The organism is Embleya sp. NPDC127516 (assembly GCF_044765325.1).
In the GTDB taxonomy this organism is placed as follows: domain Bacteria; phylum Actinomycetota; class Actinomycetes; order Streptomycetales; family Streptomycetaceae; genus Embleya.
The window spans coordinates 122,760-143,156 of sequence record NZ_JBIWJT010000009.1 but is presented as its reverse complement, the minus strand read 5'-3'; the positions used below and the strand labels follow the sequence as shown (position 1 = coordinate 143,156).

Below are 20,397 nucleotides of genomic sequence, written 5' to 3'. Positions count from 1 at the left end.
CCTCCCGGTGTCGGCGGCGCGACCCGGGAGGCGGAGCCGGTTGCTCAGAATGTCCACCGTGTGTGGGTGTAGACCCCCTCGTCCCGGCCGAAGCCGTACGCGGTCGCCGGGGCTACCGCGAACACCAGCACGCTCCCCTTGCGGATCCCATCCCCCATCCCGTGGAAGGTGCCCTCGGGCGACGTGATGTGCGCACCGTACTTGGCCTCGTAGGCCCCGATCACCTGCTCCAAAAGCGCCGGATCGTCGATGCGTTTCGCCGTGCCCTCGACCACGACGTCGAGTCCCTCGGTGAGCGAGTTCCCCCCGGTCAGCAGTGCGCAGTGCTCGTCGTGGGCCAGGTTCCTGGCCTTCTGCTCTCCCGGACCGGTGGAGAAGTACAGCGCGCCGTCGTGCCAGGCGGCGATCAACGGGGTGATGTGCACCCGTCCGTCGGGTCGCACGGTGGTCACCCAGAAGATCTCGGCCGCGTGCATTCGGCGTTGGGCCTCGGCCCATTCGGTGGCCGTGACATCCGCGGCGCCGGGGCGGGGGTTGAGTGCGGAACTGTAGCGGGCGTCGAGTTCGGTGGTGGGTTGTTCTGCGGGTCCGTTCCGAGACATGGCGGACTCCTTCCTGTCCTTGCTCATGTAGACCGAAAGTCCGCGCCGAAATCATCGCGGAACGCGTGCCGTCTTTCCGTACGTCCGATCAGGTGCCACTCACGACACCGGGGAGGGTGCGCGTCCGCGCCGACCTTCGGCTGTCGGGCCCGGCGGTGACGGGATCTTGGACGCGCATGCGGGTGACAACCGGGCGACACCGCGAGCGCGGCCCTCGTTCGGCTCGGGGCACGCCCTTCAATGATCCGAGGGCCCGCCGCCCCATCGGCGGCGGGGCCTGGCGGCAGGCTTCCAGCAGAGCCGTCCGGTAGGCCCTTCCGGCAGGCCCTGCCAACAGACAAGGACGTTTCCATGCGTGGTGTCGTGATGCATGCCCCCGGCGATGTGCGGGTCGAGGAGCGCGCGGACCCGGCGATCCTCGCCCCGACCGATGCGGTGATCCGGCTGGCGGCGACGTGTGTGTGCGGGTCGGACCTGTGGCCCTACCGGGGGATCGAGTCGTTCGACGCGCCCGCGCCGATGGGCCACGAGTACGCCGGCGTCGTCGAGCAGGTCGGCAGCGCGGTCACCACCATCGAACCCGGGCAGTTCGTGGTCGGGTCGTTCTTCGCCTCGGACAACACCTGCGAGATCTGCCTCGCGGGCTACCAGTCCTCCTGCGTTCACCGCGAACCGGTCGGCGCCCTCGGCTCGCAGGCGGAGCGGCTGCGCGTCCCCTTGGCCGACGGCACCCTGGTCGCCACGCCCGGCATTCCGGAGCGTGACCTGGTCCCGAGTCTGCTCGCCGCGTCGGACGTGCTGGGCACCGGGTGGTTCGGCGCGGTCGCCGCGCAGGCCGGGCCGGGCAAGACCGTCGCGGTGGTCGGCGACGGCGCGGTCGGGCTACTCGCGGTACTGGCCGCGAAGCAGCTCGGCGCGGAGCGGGTCATCGCGATGAGCCGACACGAGCCGCGACAGAAGCTCGCGCTCGAGTACGGGGCGACCGACATCGTCACCGAGCGCGGCGACGACGGTGTGGCGCGGATCAAGGAGATGACCGACGGCCTGGGCGCGCACTCGGTGATCGAGGCGGTCGGCTCCCAGGAGTCGATGATGCAGGCCATCCGCTCCACGCGCCCCGGCGGCCATGTCGGCTACGTCGGCGTCTCCCACGACGTGCGACTGGACGGACAGGAGCTGTTCTTCTCCCATGTGCATCTGCACGGCGGCCCCGCCCCGGTCCGCCGGTACCTCCCGGAGCTGATCGACCTGATCTGGCACCGACGGATCGACCCCGGCAAGGTATTCGACCTCGAACTCCCTCTCGACCGAGCCGCCGAGGCGTACCGGGCCATGGACGAGCGCCGCGCCATCAAGGCCCTTCTCACCGTCTGATCACCCGGCGGTTCCGAACGCGGCCCTCGGCGCGGCCTGCGCCGGGGCAGAGGTTATCGGCCCCGGCCCCACGCACGCCGGAGGTCGAGGTCGACCCGACGGGCACCGAGTCCGCGGTCAGTGCCGCCCGCGCGTCGACTCGGACGCGCCGCCGAACAACCGGGCCACTGCCCGGAACGGCAGCGTGACGACGGTCGCGATCGCATGCCCGATCTTGGCGAAGACGTCACCGATGGCTCTCAACATTTCCGACCTCCCATCGCCTTGAACAACGCCGCACGCCTCTCGCGATGCGGTGCTCCATGGCTGCCCCCGGAGAGCAACGGAAAACATTGCGGACGGGATGTGGCAGCGGGATATATCGGACGGCAAAGGTATAGACCTATTGTCCCGCGGTATGGCGGACGGCTAGCTTGAGTTCGCCGCGCGGCACGAACCGTCAGTCCTTGCACGTCGTTTCCCCGGGCCGGACCGCCCGGGAGAATGGGGTTGGGCTCATGCGCAAGCTTTTGATCGGTTCCGCGTTCGTCCTCGCTCTCGTGGCCGGCTCCGTCGCACCCGCGGCCGCCCGGGGCGGGCCTCCGGACTTCACCTACATCGTCGGCTACTACACGTCCTCCGAGGACTGCCGCGCCGGAGCCGTCGCGCAATACCCCAACCACGGGGCGTACTTCTACTGCCAGCAGGTCAACGACCACCTCTGGGCGCTGTGGATGCACTAGCCCACGCTCACCCGCTCCCGGAAGCCCCGTCCCTCGACGAGGGCTTCCGGGTAGACGACAAAGCCGCGACCCGGCAACGACGTCAACGCTGCCACCGGGAGTCGGCCCTCGCGGTCGACGAAGTCGAGGCGTCCGCCGCGGATCCGGTGGCGCGGCTGCGTGCGGCCATCCTGGTGCCGAGCGCGTGGGCCTGCGCGTCTCGGGGTCGGGCGGTGCGGGCTCAGGTCAAAAGCTTTTGCTTGGCCCTTTGGAACTCGTCGTCGGAGATGGTGCCGTTGTTCTTGAGGTCGGCGAGCTTCGAGAGTTGGTCGATGGGGCTCGCGGTCGTACTCGCCCCGCTCGTGGGGCCGGCGGCGTCACGGACGTATGCCTTGAAGGCGGCCTCGTTCTCCTTGGCCTCCTCGACGTCGCGGCGGTTCATCGAGTGGCCGCGGACGACGAGGTAGATCAGGACTCCGACGTAGGGCAGCACGATCGTGAAGATGAGCCAGCCGGCCTTGCCCCACCCGCCCAGGTCGTGGCTGCGGAAGATGTCGCCGATCACCTTGAACAGGAGGAAGAACCACAGGACCCACAGGAAGAGCCACATCATGGTCCAGAACAGGTTCAACAGCGGATAATCGTCCATCGAAAACTCCCAGTTCAGGGCCGCGGTCGGCGCCGTTGGGGCGCGGGCTCGCCGGCTTGCCGGACTGCCGCCGGACATCGCCGTGACGGGCACGTCGGACATCGGGCACGGCAATCATTCAAGGCATACCACTGGTTTCGGGCGGGAGCATTTCGGGAGCCGTGCGCGCCTCACCTCGCCTCGGTCGCCGCGTCCGCGCAGCGCCGCGCATCGCGACCGAGCCGAGCGACACGTCCGCTTCGACGGACCGTAGGCCGGGTTGCCGTTCCCCGGAAACAGCGGAACCGTTGTGCTCACGATGTGGCTGCGTCGACCCGCCGCGTGAGGCGGTGATACCGGCTGCGCCGAGGAATACCCTCGACTTCGCCCCGCGGTTACCGTCATGGGGGCAACCAATGGTCCTTGACCTCGTCATCATCGGTACAGCCATCAGCTTGGGGCCGTTGCACAACTGCGCGTTCATTCTGCTGCTGTCCACGGACAGAGGGTTGTTGAAGGGGCTCGTCTTCATCCTCACCTGGCTCGCCGAACTCGTCCTCGTGGTCGCCGGTGTGGTGTGGCTGACCGGTGGCAACCCGCCCTCGCGCCACAGCGCGTCCTCGACGGCGGCCCTGGCGACGAAGTTGGCCGTGGGCGTCGTACTCGTCGCCTATGGCGAGCGCAAGCGGCGTCGGGGGCCCACCCGACCTCGAAAGACACCCAAGTGGCTGGCACGGCTGGATCACGTCTCCGCGTGGACGGCCGCAGGACTCGCCGTCCTGCTGCAGCCCTGGGCAATGGTCGCCGCCGGTGGTGCCACCGTGGTGCAGGCGGACATGTCCTCCGCCCTCACGTTCGTGGCCTTGATGAGCTACTTCCTGCTTGCCACGGGCAGTGTGCTGGCAATGGAGCTGTATGCGGCGTTCGCGCCGACCGAGGCGCGGGCCGAACTCGCGCGGCTGCGCACTTCGATCGAATCACACCAGGACCAGGCGATCGTCGTCCTGTCGCTGCTGACCGGCCTGTGGCTCGTCGCACAGAGCACCTACGAACTCGTCACGTAGAGGCCGAAGCCACGCAGGGGCGCGACGACGTCTCCAGGCGCCGGGTTGGGCTGGGGACGGGTGGCCGGTGAGGGGGTGACGTCGCCCAGAGCGTCGTCTCGTCGCGGCGTCGCGGCGTCGCGGCCTGTCGGCATCGGCGCCGCGGTTCACCTGCCGCGCGATCCCGGCCCGTCGGGTAGTCCCACCGGGACCGGGGCCGGTGGTTCGCCGGGAATCACCCCTGGCAGGTGATCCCAGGGGCACCCGAGTGGGCTAACTTCGCACTATCCCGGTCGGCGCACTCATTCCCGATCGGCGGTAGGGCGCCGCCCGGGGCCGGGTGAGGAGACACGGCATGCGTGCACCGGGGCCACGGCATGCGTACACCGGGCCGCCGGCCCGTTCGTCGGGGAGATCGGTCGGTCCGGCGAGCGACCCGGCAACTTCCTCAGACTTTACGCACCGCGCGCCGGCCGCAGCGGCCATCGCGCTCGACGAGCGACTCGACCGTGTCGAGGCGAAGCCCGTCGTTCCCGACGCACCCACCTGGAACCGCCGTGAGCAATGAAGCCAACGACATGGGCCCGATCGACTACCTGATCATCGAGTTCCCGGGCAGCCACATGACCGGAGAGGGCCTACCCCTCCTCGTCGACCTGGTGGACCGCGGCATCATCCGGATCCTCGACCTGGCCTTCGTGCGGAAGCAGCAGGACGGCACGGTCTCGGGCCTGGCGTTGGCCGATGTGACCGGCGACGGGCTGCTCGACCTCGCGGTCTTCGACGGCGCGTCCTCCGGCCTGTTGGGCGAGGACGACACCGCGGAGGCCGCCTCCTCGCTGAGCCCCGGGGACTCCGCCGCCCTGCTTCTCTACGAGAACCTGTGGGCCGCGCCCCTCGCCGCCGCACTGCGCCGCGGCGGTGCCCGCATGGTGGCCGGCGGTCGGATCCCGTTCGAGAACGTCGTCGACGCGCTGGACGCGCTGGAAGCCGCCACCTGACCCGCGGGCCCGTCCCGCCTTCCCGAGGAGGAAATCATGCCCGGACTCCTGCGCGGCGTCGCCCGTACGGCCGTCGTCGCCGGAACCGCCACCGCCGTGTCCAATCGCGTCTCGCGCCGCCAGGCCGGCCGTTGGGCGCAGCAGGGCGAGGAACAGGCCGCCCCGCCGCCCGCCGCCGCTCCACCCGCCGCGGCGCCGGCCGACCCCATCGCCCAACTCAAAGACCTCGCCGCGCTCAAGGAGCAGGGCGTCCTCACCGACGACGAGTTCGCAGCCCAGAAGGCCCGCATCCTGGGCACGTGAAGTCGGGGAGCACACCGCCCCCGCGCACGCGACCGGGCGCGCGTCCCGCAGCTGCCTCGACACCGGAGCCCACTGCCGCCCGCGCGCGCGACCGGGCGGTTACCCGTGCGCCCGCGAGTCCTCGTGGGAGCGTGTCACACGCCCCGATGCCGCCAACAGCGCGACCACGGCAAGCAGCACCAGCAGGATGACCAGCAGCAGCACGATCGTCAGCGCGGTGGGGTGGTTCCACAGTGCGAAGCAGAGGGCGACGAGCAGCACCAGGGCGAGGACGAGCCATCGGCGGTAGGCGTCGACCCAGGTGCCGACCGGTCCCGCCGTGAGCCCGTGCGTGTTCCCCCACCGTGCGACGGAGTCGGCCGTGCGGTCGGCACCCCCGCGCAGCGCGCGCGGCAGGCCGCCGGTGCCGGACAGGTACGCGCCGATCGCCACCACCAGGCCCAGGACCAACCCGGTGACGGTGCTGACCTTCAGGAAGTGCAGGAGCGTGTCGAAGACCGCTCCCGCCGCCGCCGGGGACAGCACCTCCGGCGGCAGGTGGTCCATGTAGTAGCGGCGCACGATCGCCAGCGCGACGAGCATGACCACACACGCGGTCGCGACCCCGAAGGCGGTCGCCACCAGGGCACGACGGCGCCTGCGGGCCAGCGCGATCCCGATGGCGCCGATCACGACGGTGATCACCGGCAGCCAGTTGCCGACGACATCGAGCGCGTGCGCCGCGTCCCTGACCTTGTTCATCTGGTCCGACCGGAAGAGCACCATCTGCTTGTCGACGTCGGGAATCTGTGACGCGGGCTTGACTCCCGCGTCGACGAGTTCCCGCCGGACGTTCTCCACCGCGTCGCCGACATCGAGCGTGACCGTGCCCCCGTTGACACCGACCGCGCCGCGTCCCTCGCCGGTCAGCACGTCCACGACCGCTGTGTGCGCCTTCCGGTTGGCCTGGGTCCAGAACGTTTCGAACCTGTCGCTCGTCACGAAGCGGTCCGCCGCCTTCCGGGCGACCTGGGTGACGGCATCGTCCAACTGCGGGGCGAGGGAGCGTACGGCGTCACCCACCCGCGGCGGCAGCCCTTGGGATTCGAGCCAGCCGGCCACATCGGAGGTGACCGCCTTGCCGTCCGCACGCACGTCGACCGCGCGGGTGATCCGGTTCGCGGCGGCGTCCTCGATCGCGGAGTCGGTCGCGAGCGGCTTGACCGTCTCGACGTAGCGGTCGGTGTCGAGCACGATGTCGTGCACCCACACCGTGATCAGCGAAACCGGCACCAGGACGCAGGTCAGCACGATGAGCACGGTCGAGGCGAAGGCGCGGATGAACCCGAGAACGCGCGAACCCGCCCCGCGGTGCGGTTGCGAAGCAGCCGACACGCCCCGCGAGCCTTTGGCTGCTCCGTGATGAGGCTCCGGTGAGCTGGACATCGCGCTCCTTCTCCAGGGCCGAACTCCACGTGATCGGCCGACTCCGCATCTTCGAGTGTCACCCACGGTTACCGACTCGGCACATCGGGTTCCGCCACTCGGCCGTGCCCGGTCGCGATGTCGGCGGGGGTTCGAGGGCGGATCGCCCCCGCCGGCGGGCCGCGCACAACTGGGGTTGAGTGGAAAGGAGGCCTGATTCCAGCTCCCCGGACGTGGGTGACCCCACCATGCGCAACCTCTCGGCGCTCGACTCCTCCGGATCGGCGCCGCCCCCGGAGCGGGCGCGTGCGACGGCGCCGATGCTGACCGACCGGTTCGTCGTCCCCGCGACACCGAAGGAGTTCGTCGAGCGCCCGGCGCTGCCGGCTCGGCTGTCCGCCGCAATCGAGGGACCACTGACCCTGGTCGGTGGGTCCGCCGGAGCGGGGAAGACCGCGCTCGTCGCGCACTGGATCACCTCGGGCGCGGCCCCTCGGGGCACCGCCTGGCTCACCGCGGAGGAACGCGACGGCCCCGGCGCGTTCTGGGCCTACCTGCTCGAGGCACTGCACCGGAACGGGGTGCGGATCCCGGTCGAGGTCGGCACGCCGGTGCGCGACGAAGCGCCGGACTCTTCCGTCCTGGTACGCCTTGCCGCGGCGCTGGCCGCCTGCCGGGACCCGGCCGTGCTGGTCATCGACGACTTCGACGCGGTCTCCGCCGAGGGAGTACCGGAGGACCTGCACTTCGTGCTCGCGCACGCCGCCGGCGGCCTGCGGCTCGTCCTGACCGCCAGAACCGAGCCGCCGCTGCCGCTGCACCGTTACCGGCTGGCCGGCGACATCACCGAGATCCGCGATGCCGACCTGCGCTTCACCGCACCGGAGACCGAGCGGATCCTGCGACGCCACGGACTGCACGTGTCACCGGCAGCGGTCGACCTGCTGACGGAACGCACCCGAGGCTGGGCCGCGGGGCTGCGCCTGTGCGCCCTGGCCATGGGGCGCAGCCCCGATCCCGAGGCGTTCGTGCGGCAATTCGCGGCCGACCGTACGACGATCGCCGACTATCTGCTCACCGAGGTCCTCGACGCGCAACCACCGGCCACGCAGGACCTGTTGCTGCGTACCTGCGTCAGCGACCGGATCCACCCGGACCTGGCGGACGAACTCACCGGTCGCCGGGACGGGGCCTGGACGCTGGGCCGACTCGCGCGCGACAACGCCTTCGTCGACCGCGAGGAGGGGTCGGAGTACTACCGGATGCACCCGTTGTTCGCCGAAGTCCTGCAAGCGCACCTGAGCCGCCGGTTTCCCGGCCGGGCACCGCTGTTGCGTGCCAGGGCCGCCCGGTGGCTCGCTCGGGCCGGCCGACTCGGCGACGCGATCGCCCAGGCGTCCGCCGCGGCCGACTGGCCGTTCGCGTCCGCGCTCCTGACCGACAATCTGGCCCTGGGCAAACTGTTCACGGGCCTGGAGACGTCCACCCTGACCCGCGCGTTCGCCACCATGCCGACGGACCTGCCCGGCGCGGCGCCGGCCCTGGTGGCGGCGGCGTGCCGGGTTGCCGAGGGCGACCACCGGGGTGCAACGGCCGCACTGCGGCGCGTGGACGCATGCCTGACCGGTGCCGCCGACCCGTGCCTGTTGCTCGGCCGAGCCCTGGTCGGCGTGCTCGTGGCCCGTCCGGCGGCGGACGCGGAGGCCGCCGAGCACGCCGCGGCCGACGTCGACCGTCTCATGCGGCAAATCCCACGACCGCTGCGCGAGCGGCACCCGGAATTCCTCGCCCTCACGCTCGTCAACCTCGGCGCGACCGAGCTGGGCGGCGGGCGGCTGGATCGTGCCGAAGCCACCCTCAGCGCCGCGCTGGAGGCCTGTTCTCGACCGGGCACCGAGGAACCGCGCTGCGACGCGCTCGGGTCACTGGCCCTGGTCGACCTGCTGCGGGGGCGCCTGCACGACGCCCGGGCACACGCCTCCGATTCGCTCGCATTGGCACGCGGATGCGCGCTGTCGCCGGACCGGGTGACCGGGCTCGACCATCTGGTCCTGGCCGGCGTCGCCACCGAACACGACGACCTGGACGCCGCCCGAGCCGGCCTCGACCTGGCGAACGCGGCGGCGGACACCTTCCACGAACCCGTGGCGAACGTGCAGGCGGCCGTCATCGGCGCCCGGTTGGCGAGCGCGAGAGGGGACGGCGAGCGAGCCCTCGCCGTACTGCGGGGCGCGGCCGGCTCGACGCCGGATGTCGTGGCGGCCACGGCGCGATGGGAGGCGGACGAACTCGCCGTCGCGCAGTCCTCGGCCCATCTGGCCCGGGGCGACCCGGAGGCGGCGTTGCGCGTGCTGGGCGGCATCGCCGAAGAGCGTCCCCGGTACGTCGTCGCCCGGGCGCGCGCCCTGCTTGCCGCCGGCGAACGCACGCGCGCGCTGAAGCTGCTGACCGACCTGCCCGACCACGCGACGAACGCCGACCGGGTCCAGGCCCGCCTGGTGCAGGGCGCAGCCGCCGCCGAGGCCGGCCGCCTCGCGGAGGCCGGCCGCCTACTGGGCGAGGCGCTCGAACTCGCCCGCGCCGAAGGACTGCGGCGGACGGTCGCCGAGGCGGGCCCTTGGGTACGCCGGCTGCTGTGCCGGGACCCGCGCCTGGCGATGGCGCACGGGTGGCTTCCCGCCCGAGTCCTCGGACGGACCGGCGCCGGCCCGCCGGCGACGCGGGCGCCGGGCCGCACCGGCGAACAGACGTCGGCCGTACCGGTGCCGCTGACCGACCGCGAGAGCGAGGTGCTGCGCGAGGCCGCACGGATGTCGTCCACGGAGGAGATCGCCGCGGCACTGTTCATCTCACCGAACACGGCGAAAACCCACCTGAAGAGCATCCACCGCAAGCTCTGCGTCACCCGCCGCAGCGAGGCCGTGCGTCGGGCGCGCAGCCTGGGGATTCTCGAGTGACGGCGGGGACGATTCCACGTTGAACAGGACAAGGGAACCTCGATGTTCAAAACACGCCGGTCCGACCACGAGCGCAGGGCACAACGGCGCGCCCACGCCGACTACACCGGTGGCGTCTACGGATCGATGCTCGCCTCGTCCGTCATCGTCGGCGCCGGGGCACTGGGCTCCTTTCCACGCGTGGAACTCATCCTGCTGCTCCTGGCCACCGGACTGGTCTTTTGGATCGCCCACGTGCACGCGGAACTCTTCGGCGAACGCATGTCCCAACGGCGGCTGAATCGCGACGTCGTCTTGCGTGTGTGCAGGGAGGAGTGGCCGATCTTCAAAGCCGCCATCCCGCCGGCGATCGCGGTGGCGGTCAGCCCGATGTTCAGCCTGGGAGCACAGGGGACGGTCTGGCTGGCGCTCATCGTCGCCGTCGGCGGGCAGGTCGGATGGTCGCTGGCCGCCGCCTTCCGATCCGGTGCCTCCACGCGGCTCGTGGTCGTCTCCGCGGCGGTGAACCTGGTGCTCGGGGTCCTCATCATCGTCCTCAAGGTCGTCCTGACGCACTGAACCCGGCGCGGCCGGGGCGGGACGCGGTGGGCGGTGGACGTACTCGAAGCCGCGGTCGGAATCGGTGGTGGTGGACCGGTGTGGCGTCGGCCGGTAGGGGATTCCGCGCGTCGGCTGCCGCCATTCGACGTACCGCCGTGGCGAGCCGCGAGCCCGCCCTTTGGGACGCTGCGACGATGTGGCCATGACGGACACGGCCGGGACCGCGAAGCGTTCGGCGGCGGGACTCGTCCTGGGGACACTGGCCGCCGGGCAGTTCGTGATGGCGCTGGACAGCTCCGTCATGAACGTCTCGATCGCGACGGTCGCCGAGGACGTGGGCACGACCGTGACGGGAATCCAGGGCGCGATCACGGCCTACACCCTGGTGATGGCGATGTTCATGATCCCCGGTGGCAAGGTCGGCCAACTCATCGGCCGTAAGCGCGCGTTCATGATCGGCTGCGTCGTCTACGGCTGCGGCTCCCTGACCACGGCGCTCGCCCCGAACCTGCCCGTGCTCCTGTTCGGCTGGTCGTTCCTCGAGGGGATCGGGGCGGCGTTCATCCTGCCCGCGATCGTGGCACTCGTCGCCGGGAACTTCCCCGCGGAACGCCGGCCCGCCGCGTACGGACTCGTCGCCGCCGCGGGGGCGGTGGCGATCGCGCTCGGGCCACTGATCGGGGGTGTCGCCACGACGTACTTCTCCTGGCGGTGGGTCTTCGCCGGCGAGGTCCTGATCGTGCTCGTGATCCTGCTGCTCGCCCGACGTGTCGCCGACGCGCCGACCGGCGAACGTGCCCGCATCGATCTCGTCGGCGCCGTGCTCTCCGCCGCCGGACTCGGGACCTTCGTCTTCGGCGTACTGCGTTCCAGCGAATGGGGCTGGTTTCTGCCGAAGGCCGATGCGCCCGCCTGGCTCGGCATCTCGCTGGTCGTGTGGTTGATGCTGACGGGTCTGGCCGTCATCCGGCTCTTCCTGCACTGGGAGGCCCGCCTCGTGGAGCGGGGGAGGGATCCGCTCGTGGACCCGGCCATGCTGCGCAACCGGCAGCTCACCGGGGGCCTGACGATGTTCTTCTTCCAATACCTCGTGCAGATGGGCGTGTTCTTCGTCGTACCGCTGTACCTGTCGGTGGCACTCGGGCTGTCCGCGCTGGACACGGGCGTGCGCATTCTGCCGCTCTCGCTCACGCTGCTGGCGGCCGCGATCCTGATTCCGCGATTCCTCCCGAACGTCTCGCCGCGGCGCGTGGTACGGCTGGGGATCCTCGCGTTGCTCGCGGGCGCGGTGGCGCTGATGGCCGCACTCGACGCGGGCGCGGGCGCGGAGGTCGTGACCGTCCCGTTGTTGTTGATCGGGCTCGGCATGGGTGCGTTGGCCTCCCAGCTCGGATCGGTCACCGTCTCGGCGGTGCCGGACGAGCAGAGCGCGGAGGTCGGCGGCATCCAGAACGCGGTCACCAATCTCGGCGCCTCGATCGGCACGGCGCTCGCGGGGTCCGTCCTGATCGCCACGATGACCACTTCGTTTCTGACCACCATCGAGCAGAACCCGGCGGTCCCGCCCCAGGTCACGAGCCAGGCGACCGACGAGCTCGAGAGTGGGGCCCCCTTCCTCTCGGACGCCCAACTCGAGTCCGCCCTCGACAAGGCGGGCACAAGCCCGGAGGTGTCCCAGGCCGCGCTCGACGCGAACAACGACGCCAGGCTCGACGGCCTGCGCGCCGCGCTCGCCATCCTCGCCTTCGCCGCACTCCTCGCGATCTTCTTCACCCAACGGATCCCGACGACCCAACCTCGCTCGAAACCGGCGTAGACGACGCGGATCCCGACGACCCGACCCGGCTCGAAACCGGCGTGGACGACGCCCCTCCGCCGCGACCGCGCGGGCGCGGCACGACGCCGTGGGCGGCGCTCGCGCAGGTGTCCTGCCGTCGGTGGTGCTCCGGCCCGTCGCGGGTCGGAGGGTGCCGGACCGAGTCCGGCACTAACGTGGATAGCACGATGACCGGCGCGGAGGCTCGGGCGGATCCCGCGTCCCGAGTGCACACGGTCACGGAGGAGTCATGACGGATTCCGAGAAGCCCGGCCGGGGCCCGGGAACAGGCCGCGGCCCTGGGCGTCCTCTCGGGGCGGCCGAGACCCCCGAGAAGCAATGGCCGCCGGTGACGGGCTCCCAGCGCCGGCCGGCCCGGCTGGCCTTCGTGGCGGCGCTCGGCGCCGCGGCGATCCTCGTCAGTGGTGGTCGCAGCAGCCTGCTGGTGCTGATCGTGGGTGTGCTCGGACTCGTGGTGACGGTCGCGGCGCTGTGGGGCTTCCTGAGCAACCGAAGCCCACTGCGCTGGATCTGCGCCGGCGTCGCCGTCGCCGCGCCGATCACCGTGATCGTCTGCTACATCGCCCGCGGCCATGTGTGGGACATCGTGCTGACGCTGCTCCTGGCGGCACTGGCGGTTGCCGCCGCGAGGGCCGCCCTGATCCTGGCCCGGCCGCCTGCCGGCATGCCCGAGCGCGAGACGCCGCCCCCGATCCGACCCTTTCTGATCATGAATCCGCGCTCGGGCGGGGGAAAGGTGGCCCGGTTCGCACTGGACGACAAGGCGACCGCGCGGGGCGCGGAGGTGGCGCTGCTCGACGGCCCCGGCCAGATCGACGTCGCCGCACTGGCCCGGAAGGCGGTGGCGGACGGGGCCGATCTGCTCGGGGTCGCGGGCGGCGACGGCACCCAGGCGCTCGTCGCCGGCATCGCCGCCGAGAACGACCTTCCGTTCCTCGTGGTCTCGGCGGGCACACGCAACCACTTCGCGATGGACCTCGGGTTGGACCGGGAACGGCCGGACGCCGGCCTCGACGCCTTGAACGACGGCGTCGAGGTCTGCGTGGACCTGGGGCTGATCGGCGGCAGGACCTTTGTCAACACCGCCTCGTTCGGTGCCTACGCCGATGTCGTGCAGAGCCCGGCGTACCGGGGCGACAAGCGGGGCACGATGCTCGAACTGCTTCCCGAAACGCTCTCCGGCCGGCGCGGCCCGCACCTGGTCGTCCGCATCGACGGCGAGGTGGTCATCGAGGGCCCGAAGACGCTACTCGTCAGCAACAACCCGTACGAGTTCGGCGGTCCGACCGAGCTGGGCCGGCGGGCCCGCCTCGACAGCGGCCTGCTCGGCGTCATCGCGATCACGGTCGGCAACGCCGAGCAGGCCGTCGAACTGCTGCGTGGCCGCCGTGGCCGAGGACTGCGCACACTCGTCGCACACGAGGTGCTCGTCGAGTCGCACGCCACCCGGATCCCGGTCGGCATCGATGGTGAGGCCGTGCTCATGCCCACCCCGGTGCGACTGACGATCCGGCCGCTCGCCCTGCGGGTGCGCGTGCCGCGGGAACGGCCGGGCGTGCCACGGTCGAAGCCGCCGATCGACCTGGCCCTGCTGCGTCACCAGGCGCTGAACACGACGCGTCCCGCGGGTGGCGGTACCTCCTCGACCCGTCGCGGGCAGCGGGAGTGACGGCCGACCGACGGCCCACCGCGAGCTGACGGCGCACCACGGCGTGACGACCCACCGCTCTTCGGCGGCCGCTGGTGCCGCGCCCGGCAACGGGCGCGGCAACAGTCACCGCTCGGTGGGTGCCTCGCCGGACTTCGACTTCGGAGCGGCTGCTGTCTTGGCCTGCGTGGTCGACCACTTGAGTTCGATTTCGAGCTCGATCTCGCCGTCGCCCACTTCCACCTCGACCTCGCTGCGCAGCTCGTCGGGAACGTGCATGCTCAGCACGCCGGGGCCGAGCTCCAACTCGACGTGACCGCCGCGCCTCAGCGCGGTCGCAAGCGCGGAGAGCAATTCGGCCGCCTCGGTCCGTGACAGGGAGCCCTTCTGCTCGAACTTGAGGTCCTTCATGGGAAGCCTCCCACTCCGCTACGAACAGTCTCTGCAGTCGAGTCTGCGCCCCGCGTGGCACCTGGGCATCCGGTGGCGCCGGACGGGCTGCGGCGTTGGACGAGCGGTGTCGGCGGTACGAAGCTCCCGAGCGTCGTACGGTCGCATTCCCGGTGCGGCGCCCGACGGACCGCCCCGACTGGACGCCGGGAGTCGGGCGAGTTCCCATGGAGACGGGGCCGATCGCCTCCGTGGCCGGTCCACACCTGATCCGCCGCAGCCCCCGGGTCGCCCGGCGATGCGGTCATGACGCCCCGGGTGGGTGACCCGACCGCATCATCTGTGGAAGGCACCGTCGGTGACGTCCTCGAGGATCTTCGGATGAACGCCCGGCAGGATGAGCAGGCAACGGTCCGGCATGCGGCGGCCCGGCTCAAATGCGCCTTTCCCTCCGTGGATCCGGCCACCGTCGACGCGCTCGTCGAGGCGGCCCAGGACGCGCTGAGGGAGGCCCCGATCCGGACGTACGTCCCGATCCTGGTCGAACGGCGCGCCAGAACCATGCTCGCGGACGGCGTCACGCCCCCGGCACCGGCGACGTTGCCGCCCGACATCGAGTCCCGGGGACACGGAGCCACGGCCTGGCACATCGTGGAGCGGTGAGCCGAACACGGTGGTCACCCCGGCAGGCAGCGGCGCCGTGCCGCCGACAAGGCCGTGCGGCCGGGCACGTGTCAGACGGCCCGAAAGATTGCTCGGGATTTCCCGCGCAGCCGTGTCGAGAACGGGAGAGCGATTCCGACCCACCCGTGAGAGCAGCGCGCGAGCCCGGTCGAACCCGTGCGGAGGACATCGACCGGGCACCGCCGATCCGCGGCGGTGGGTCTCATCGCCGTTGTCGACAACATGGGAGGAAATCATGACTCAGCTATTGAGGGTGCAGAACTTCAGCGTCTCCGCCGACGGTATCGGCGCCGGTGAGGATCAGACCTTCGAGCGCCCGTTCGGCCACGTGGAGCCGGAGCGGTTGTTCGCCTGGGCCGGTGCCACGGCGAGCTGGCCCATGCGTACCGATCCCGGGGGCAGCCGGGGCCTCGACGATCACTTCACGCGCGACTACCCGCGCAACATCGGTGCCGAGATCATGGGTCGCAACAAGTTCGGGCCCCAGCGCGGGCCCTGGCTCGATCACCAATGGCGCGGCTGGTGGGGCGACGAGCCGCCGTTCCGTACCCCGGTGTTCGTCATGACCCACCACGGGCGGCCTTCGTTCACGCTCTCCGACACCACGTTCCACTTCGTCGACGGCGACCCGGCCACGGTTCTCGAACAGGCGCGGGAGGCGGCCGGGGGCAAGGACGTGAGGCTCGGCGGCGGGGTCACCGTCATCCGGGAGTTCCTCGACGCCGACCTGGTCGACACCATGCACGTGGCGGTGTCGCCGGTGAAGCTCGGGTCCGGACTTCGACTGTGGCAGTCACCCGACGAACTACTCGACCGCTTCCACCTGGAGGTCGTGCCCAGCCCGAGCGGCGTGACGCACCACTTGTTCTGGCGGAAGTGACACGAATTTCGCCCACGTGAGGCGCACGGGGCCTCGGATCCCGAGGTGGGTCCGGGGCCCGCGGGCGTCTCGGGTCTCCAATGTCGACCCGTGGTCCGGAGCATCCCCAGGTTTGGACTTGCTGGTCCAATTTTTCCGTCGCACAGTGGCCCTGCGCCCTGGTCGTCCAGGGCCCTCGTCCGGTCGACGGCGGTATGCGGTCCGGCCGTTCGGGTTCACGGTGGAGCACCGAACAACGGAGTGGACCATGTCTATGCGACTCGAGGGGCGGACCGCCCTGGTGACCGGAGCGACCAGCAACATCGGACGTGCGATCGCGGAGGCATTCGCCGCCGAGGGAGCGTACGTCGCCGTTTCGGGCCGCAGCGCCGAGCGTGGCGGGGAGGTCGTCGACGGGATCCGCGCCCGGGGCGGCCGGGCCGAGTTCGTGCAGGCCGACCTGGACGGAAGCGCCGCCGCGTCGCAGGCGCTGGCCCGGGAGGCGACGCGGGTTCTCGGCGGTCGCATCGACGTCCTGGTCAACAACGCCGGCATCTACCCCGGCGACACCACGGCGGCCACCGACGAGAGCACGTTCGACCGGGTCTACGCGGTCAACGTGAAGGCCCCGTTCTTCCTGACCGCGGCCGTGGCACCCGTCATGGCGGAGGCCGGCGACGGAGCGATCATCAACCTGGGCTCGTGGATCGCCCGCTTGGGCATTCCGGTCGGCGCCCTCTACAGCTCCACCAAGGGAGCCATGGAGACCCTGACCCGGGCCTGGGCGGCGGAGTTCGGGCCGCATGGTGTTCGGGTGAACGCGATCTCCCCGGGTGTGGTGCTGACGCCCGCACCCGAGGAGGCCCACCCCGGCGAGATCATGATGAAAGGCACCCCCGCCGGACGGATGGGCACCCCCGACGCCATCGCGAACGCCGCCGTGTACCTGGCCGGTGCCGAGTCCTCGTTCGTGCACGGCATCGTGCTCGACGTCGACGGCGGGCGCACCACCGCCGCCGTCATCGCCGGCTGAACCAGGGCGCGCCCCGGGAACGGCCGTGGGGCGGGTGGTTCCAGCGGAGCCGCCCGCCCCGGTCCGGGGCCGGACGCGCACGCACCGCGCCTGCCGGGCGGGTGCGCGGCGGCCGGGCAGGACGGCGCCCGACCCGGATGGGCCCGTGCGTCGGCCCGACGGCGGATCACGCCACCGCGCCGCCCGCGCGGCGCAGGTCCGCGATCCCTTGATCGAGAGCGGCGCGCAAATGCGTGGACCGACCCGTCGACAGGAGGATCGACACACCCCCTTGAATCGCCGCCAGCAGCGAGGCGGCCCGCACGTCGACATCCAGCTCGGCGGGAAGCATGCCGCCCGCCTGCAGCGCCCGGATGCCCGCGGCCAGGCTCTCCTGCCAGCGGCGCAGCAACTCGATCACGATCGCGCGCGCCCCGGGAGTCGAACGCCCGACCTGAAGGAACAGCGACCCGAGCGGGCACTGGTCCCCCTGCGCCTCGTAGCGCTTGATCACCACGTCCCGCCACTGCTCCCAGGCCTCCCACGAGTCGAGGCGGCCCAGATACGGCTGCTGGTCCTCCAGGACCTGCTCCGCCTCGAACCGAGCCACCGCGACGAGCAGTTCGTCCTTGCCGGCCGGGAAGTAATGGAAAAGCTGGCTCTTGCTGGTGCCGGTCCGCGCCATGATGTCGTCCAGCGTCGTCGAGGCGACGCCTCTTTCCCGCAGGACCGCCGCCGCACCCGCGACGATCCGACTTCGCGTCGCCTTGCCCTTCGCGGTCAGCTCCCCGGGCATGCCCCGCCTCCTTGCAATGGACTGAGTGGTCCACTTTAGTGGACGGCCGAGCGGCCGGGGCGCTGCGGGCGGTGGGGGAGTGGTGGCCGGCCGTGGTCGCGACCCTCGCCGCGGTCGAGCGGGCTCATACCGGCGCGGACAAGGCCGTGAGGTAGGCGGACAGGGCCGCCGCGGTGTCGGTGAGCGGGAAGCGTGCGCCGAGGTACCCCTCCGGGCGGACGACCAAGCCGGTCGGGCCGTCGGGGCGGTGGAGGCGGGCGAACTCCCCGGCGGCATCGACGTATTCGGGGACGGGCAGCATGCCGGGCACGGTCGAAGCGGTTCCGCGGGCGAGGACGGCGATGGTGCGCGGGCCGGACAGCCGAATTTCCCGTCCCGCGCCGAGCGTGCCGCTGCGCACAGCCTGTCCGCCGCAGCCGCACAAGCCGTCGCTCCGACCTCGGCGGGCTTCGCACCCGCCACGCGAATCGCGGAGCAGCACAAGACCGCCGCGCGCCGGCCCGAGCACGCCCCGGTCAACAACCCGGCACGCGCACACCACGCCTCGCCCCGACCACGACCCACGCCGCGAAGCCATCGCCCAAATTCTCTGATCCGCGTCGAGAGAGGAACCCATCCCACCGCGAACCCTCCTGAGCGGGCGGCATGCCGGCAGGCGAACTGAGCGAGATCCCGCCGGCCGAGCCGAGCCCGCGCCGCCATCTGGGCATGGTCCTCTCTCGACGCCGCGACGGCCCCGCCGTACGGCCGGCCGAGCAGTTGGCGTCCCGAATCGTGGACCAGGCACAAGAGTGGACGCCGACCGGCCCGGCTTTTGGGTCGCGCCGGGCCGGTACGTCCCCGAGAAGGAGGAGCGTGATCCCTCAGGTGGGCGGGCTGGGGGCGAAGGGGTGTAGTTCATTCTCGCCGGACTGCACGATGCCGTAGCTGCCCTCGGGGACCTCGTTCCAGGCACCGGGAAGGTCGCCGGGGGGCTCCGACACGATCAGGCGGGTCTCGTCGGAAACCTCGCGCAGGAACGCCACATCGGGGTGGAGCGCGCGCAGCGTGTCCACTCGGGTGCTGTAGAAGAGCGAGCGTGACTGCGTCTGGCTGGAGTAGCGGAATGCCCACAGTCGTCGGCCGTCGGTCACCGCGACCGTCATCTGCAGCGGGAACTCCACGCCGTGCCGTCGACCGGTGTGTTCCACCAGGCCGGCCATCCGCGCCACGGCGCCCGGCGGGTCCTGCTCCAAGCCGAAGGTCAGTGCCAGGAAGAACATGAGCTCGGAGTCCGTCGACCCCTCGATGTCGGGGAAGAGGTCCGGATCGACGGCCAGGGCCAGGTCTCGTTTGGTGCGGTGGAAGTCGGTGATGGAACCGTTGTGCATCCACATCCAACGCCCGCGACGGAACGGGTGGCAGTTGCTCTGCTGTACCGCCGTACCGGTCGAGGCCCGGATGTGCGCGAAGATCAGGGGAGAGCGGACGTGGTCGGCGATCTCCCGGAGATTGCGGTTGCTCCAGGCCGGGCCGGTGTCCCGCACGAGCGCCGGAGCGTCGACGCCGGGTGTGTACCAGCCGACGCCGAAGCCGTCGCCGTTGGTCGTCTCGACGCCCAGCCGGGAGTGCAGGCTCTGATCGATCAGCGAGTGAGTCGGTTTGTAGAGGATGGTCTCGAGCAGGATGGGGGTTCCCGCGTAGGCGAGCCAACGGCACATCGTCTACCGCCTCCGGTCTTGGGATTGCGCTGCGGAACCCGCGCCGCGGAACCGCGTCGTGGGTCTGCGCCGCCGGGCCCGGGCCGCCGCGCCCGACACGAGCGCGTTGTGCGGATCCGGCCTTGGCACATCGCCCCCGTCACACGGCTCCCGGGGCTTCGGCGACGTAGCGACGGACCGCTTCCGCGTCGACGTCGTGGATGTCCACGCCGCCCGGACTCCACGGTCTCCTCCTTTCGACTCTAGGCACGTCCGCCGGTGGTTGCACCCGGGCGGAAGCCGATGCGGCAAGGGCGGCGGCCGGATCGGGCCGCGGACACGGCCGGCCGCGGTCCCGCGGTGTGCGCGGCCGTCATCGGCGTCGCACTCGCCGGTGCACGCGCGCCCTTGGTTCGGTCGACGCGGTGACCGGCACGCACATCCGGTGGGAAGAGATGGTGCACGGGGCCCCATTCGGCGCCGGAAATTGGTGCACGGAGGTCGTAGTTCCGGCCACGCGCGTCCCTCTAGCGTGCTCATCACCGCCGGCCGGACCGAGACCAGGCTCCGGGCGGTCGAGATGTGTGCCGTGCAAGGGAAGGGACGATCATGCAGCCAGGATTCCGAGTGACCTCGATCCAGGACACGCCGCCGTCGACGGTCGCCGACGGGATCGTCGCCCGTGTGCTGAAGGAAGGCAGCACCGAGGACCCGTCGGTCGTCATGGAGTTGAACTTCGCGCCGGGCGCCGCCTTCGGGAAGGACGCCCATGCCCAGCCGGAGATCCTGATCGTCACCGAGGGCGTGTTCCTGGACGGACACGCCGAGTACGGCAAGGGCAGCGTCATCGTGGGCACCCCGGGCTCGGTGCACTTTCCGCAGTCCGAAGTGGGCTGCACGGTGCTCGCGATCCACCCCGCGGGCCTGTAGCGCCGAAGG

At 71.3% G+C, this 20,397-nt stretch carries 21 protein-coding genes; 13 read left to right on the top strand and 8 right to left on the bottom strand.

Annotated elements, in window-relative coordinates:
* Positions 1-44 precede the first annotated feature (44 nt).
* Complete coding sequence (locus ACIRL2_RS19175) at positions 45-602, bottom strand: pyridoxamine 5'-phosphate oxidase family protein (protein ID WP_395860345.1); 558 nt, start codon at positions 600-602, stop codon at positions 45-47.
* Positions 603-953: 351 nt separating this feature from the next.
* On the opposite strand from ACIRL2_RS19175, the gene ACIRL2_RS19170 reads away from it, so the two are divergent.
* Positions 954-1,976, top strand: a complete 1,023-nt coding sequence (locus ACIRL2_RS19170; protein ID WP_395860343.1) for a zinc-dependent alcohol dehydrogenase family protein — start codon at positions 954-956, stop codon at positions 1,974-1,976.
* 117 nt (positions 1,977-2,093) lie between these two features.
* Here ACIRL2_RS19170 and ACIRL2_RS19165 read toward each other — a convergent pair whose 3' ends face one another.
* Positions 2,094-2,222, bottom strand: a complete 129-nt coding sequence (locus ACIRL2_RS19165) for an LPFR motif small protein (RefSeq protein WP_395860341.1) — start codon at positions 2,220-2,222, stop codon at positions 2,094-2,096.
* Positions 2,223-2,473: 251 nt separating this feature from the next.
* Between ACIRL2_RS19165 and ACIRL2_RS19160 the strand changes: the two genes are divergently transcribed.
* Positions 2,474-2,698, top strand: a complete 225-nt coding sequence (locus ACIRL2_RS19160) for a hypothetical protein (RefSeq protein ID WP_395860339.1) — start codon at positions 2,474-2,476, stop codon at positions 2,696-2,698.
* A gap of 220 nt (positions 2,699-2,918) precedes the next feature.
* On the opposite strand, the gene ACIRL2_RS19155 is transcribed toward ACIRL2_RS19160, so the two are convergent.
* Positions 2,919-3,326: an SHOCT domain-containing protein gene (locus ACIRL2_RS19155; RefSeq protein ID WP_395860337.1), complete on the bottom strand. Its 408-nt coding sequence runs from the start codon at positions 3,324-3,326 to the stop codon at positions 2,919-2,921.
* Between the two features lie 395 nt (positions 3,327-3,721).
* Here ACIRL2_RS19155 and ACIRL2_RS19150 point away from each other — a divergent pair, with 395 nt between their 5' ends.
* The 3 genes from ACIRL2_RS19150 (at position 3,722) to ACIRL2_RS19140 (ending at position 5,652) form a co-directional block, all read left to right on the top strand.
* Positions 3,722-4,369, top strand: a complete 648-nt coding sequence (locus ACIRL2_RS19150) for a GAP family protein (RefSeq protein ID WP_395860335.1) — start codon at positions 3,722-3,724, stop codon at positions 4,367-4,369.
* A 557-nt stretch (positions 4,370-4,926) separates the two neighbouring features.
* The gene (locus tag ACIRL2_RS19145; protein ID WP_395860963.1) at positions 4,927-5,349 is read left to right on the top strand and encodes a DUF6325 family protein; all 423 of its coding nucleotides are present in this window, start codon (positions 4,927-4,929) and stop codon (positions 5,347-5,349) included.
* 36 nt (positions 5,350-5,385) lie between these two features.
* The gene (locus tag ACIRL2_RS19140; RefSeq protein WP_402233517.1) at positions 5,386-5,652 is read left to right on the top strand and encodes an SHOCT domain-containing protein; all 267 of its coding nucleotides are present in this window, start codon (positions 5,386-5,388) and stop codon (positions 5,650-5,652) included.
* Between the two features lie 99 nt (positions 5,653-5,751).
* Here the strand turns inward: ACIRL2_RS19140 and ACIRL2_RS19135 are convergent, their stop codons facing one another.
* Complete coding sequence (locus ACIRL2_RS19135) at positions 5,752-7,026, bottom strand: hypothetical protein (protein WP_402233514.1); 1,275 nt, start codon at positions 7,024-7,026, stop codon at positions 5,752-5,754.
* A 278-nt stretch (positions 7,027-7,304) separates the two neighbouring features.
* On the opposite strand from ACIRL2_RS19135, the gene ACIRL2_RS19130 reads away from it, so the two are divergent.
* From ACIRL2_RS19130 to ACIRL2_RS19115, 4 genes are all read left to right on the top strand, one after another.
* On the top strand, positions 7,305-10,013 hold the full coding sequence (locus ACIRL2_RS19130; RefSeq protein ID WP_402233512.1) for a LuxR C-terminal-related transcriptional regulator: 2,709 nt from the start codon (positions 7,305-7,307) through the stop codon (positions 10,011-10,013).
* Positions 10,014-10,055: 42 nt separating this feature from the next.
* Positions 10,056-10,571 carry a hypothetical protein gene (locus ACIRL2_RS19125; RefSeq protein ID WP_402233510.1) on the top strand — a complete coding sequence of 172 codons (516 nt, stop codon included), beginning with the start codon at positions 10,056-10,058 and terminating at the stop codon, positions 10,569-10,571.
* Positions 10,572-10,755: 184 nt separating this feature from the next.
* Entirely contained in the window at positions 10,756-12,369 is a 1,614-nt protein-coding gene (locus ACIRL2_RS19120; RefSeq protein WP_402233507.1) for an MFS transporter, read from the top strand.
* Between the two features lie 250 nt (positions 12,370-12,619).
* Positions 12,620-14,059 (top strand): diacylglycerol/lipid kinase family protein, encoded by a 1,440-nt coding sequence (locus ACIRL2_RS19115; protein WP_402233504.1) that lies wholly within the window; start codon positions 12,620-12,622, stop codon positions 14,057-14,059.
* A 105-nt stretch (positions 14,060-14,164) separates the two neighbouring features.
* Here ACIRL2_RS19115 and ACIRL2_RS19110 read toward each other — a convergent pair whose 3' ends face one another.
* On the bottom strand, positions 14,165-14,449 hold the full coding sequence (locus ACIRL2_RS19110) for an amphi-Trp domain-containing protein (protein ID WP_395860323.1): 285 nt from the start codon (positions 14,447-14,449) through the stop codon (positions 14,165-14,167).
* A 360-nt stretch (positions 14,450-14,809) separates the two neighbouring features.
* Between ACIRL2_RS19110 and ACIRL2_RS19105 the strand changes: the two genes are divergently transcribed.
* From ACIRL2_RS19105 to ACIRL2_RS19095, 3 genes are all read left to right on the top strand, one after another.
* The gene (locus ACIRL2_RS19105; RefSeq protein WP_402233501.1) at positions 14,810-15,091 is read left to right on the top strand and encodes a three-helix bundle dimerization domain-containing protein; all 282 of its coding nucleotides are present in this window, start codon (positions 14,810-14,812) and stop codon (positions 15,089-15,091) included.
* Between the two features lie 256 nt (positions 15,092-15,347).
* Positions 15,348-15,992, top strand: a complete 645-nt coding sequence (locus ACIRL2_RS19100; protein WP_395860318.1) for a dihydrofolate reductase family protein — start codon at positions 15,348-15,350, stop codon at positions 15,990-15,992.
* Between the two features lie 247 nt (positions 15,993-16,239).
* Entirely contained in the window at positions 16,240-17,004 is a 765-nt protein-coding gene (locus ACIRL2_RS19095) for an SDR family NAD(P)-dependent oxidoreductase (protein ID WP_402233498.1), read from the top strand.
* 166 nt (positions 17,005-17,170) lie between these two features.
* On the opposite strand, the gene ACIRL2_RS19090 is transcribed toward ACIRL2_RS19095, so the two are convergent.
* The 3 genes from ACIRL2_RS19090 to ACIRL2_RS19080 all read right to left on the bottom strand — a co-directional run bounded on the left by ACIRL2_RS19090 (position 17,171) and on the right by ACIRL2_RS19080 (position 19,479).
* Positions 17,171-17,779 (bottom strand): TetR/AcrR family transcriptional regulator, encoded by a 609-nt coding sequence (locus tag ACIRL2_RS19090; RefSeq protein WP_395860314.1) that lies wholly within the window; start codon positions 17,777-17,779, stop codon positions 17,171-17,173.
* Between the two features lie 124 nt (positions 17,780-17,903).
* Complete coding sequence (locus ACIRL2_RS19085) at positions 17,904-18,179, bottom strand: hypothetical protein (protein ID WP_402233495.1); 276 nt, start codon at positions 18,177-18,179, stop codon at positions 17,904-17,906.
* 463 nt (positions 18,180-18,642) lie between these two features.
* Positions 18,643-19,479 carry a class II glutamine amidotransferase gene (locus tag ACIRL2_RS19080; protein ID WP_402233492.1) on the bottom strand — a complete coding sequence of 279 codons (837 nt, stop codon included), beginning with the start codon at positions 19,477-19,479 and terminating at the stop codon, positions 18,643-18,645.
* A gap of 588 nt (positions 19,480-20,067) precedes the next feature.
* Between ACIRL2_RS19080 and ACIRL2_RS19075 the strand changes: the two genes are divergently transcribed.
* Positions 20,068-20,388: a cupin domain-containing protein gene (locus ACIRL2_RS19075; RefSeq protein ID WP_395860310.1), complete on the top strand. Its 321-nt coding sequence runs from the start codon at positions 20,068-20,070 to the stop codon at positions 20,386-20,388.
* Positions 20,389-20,397: the final 9 nt, after the last annotated feature.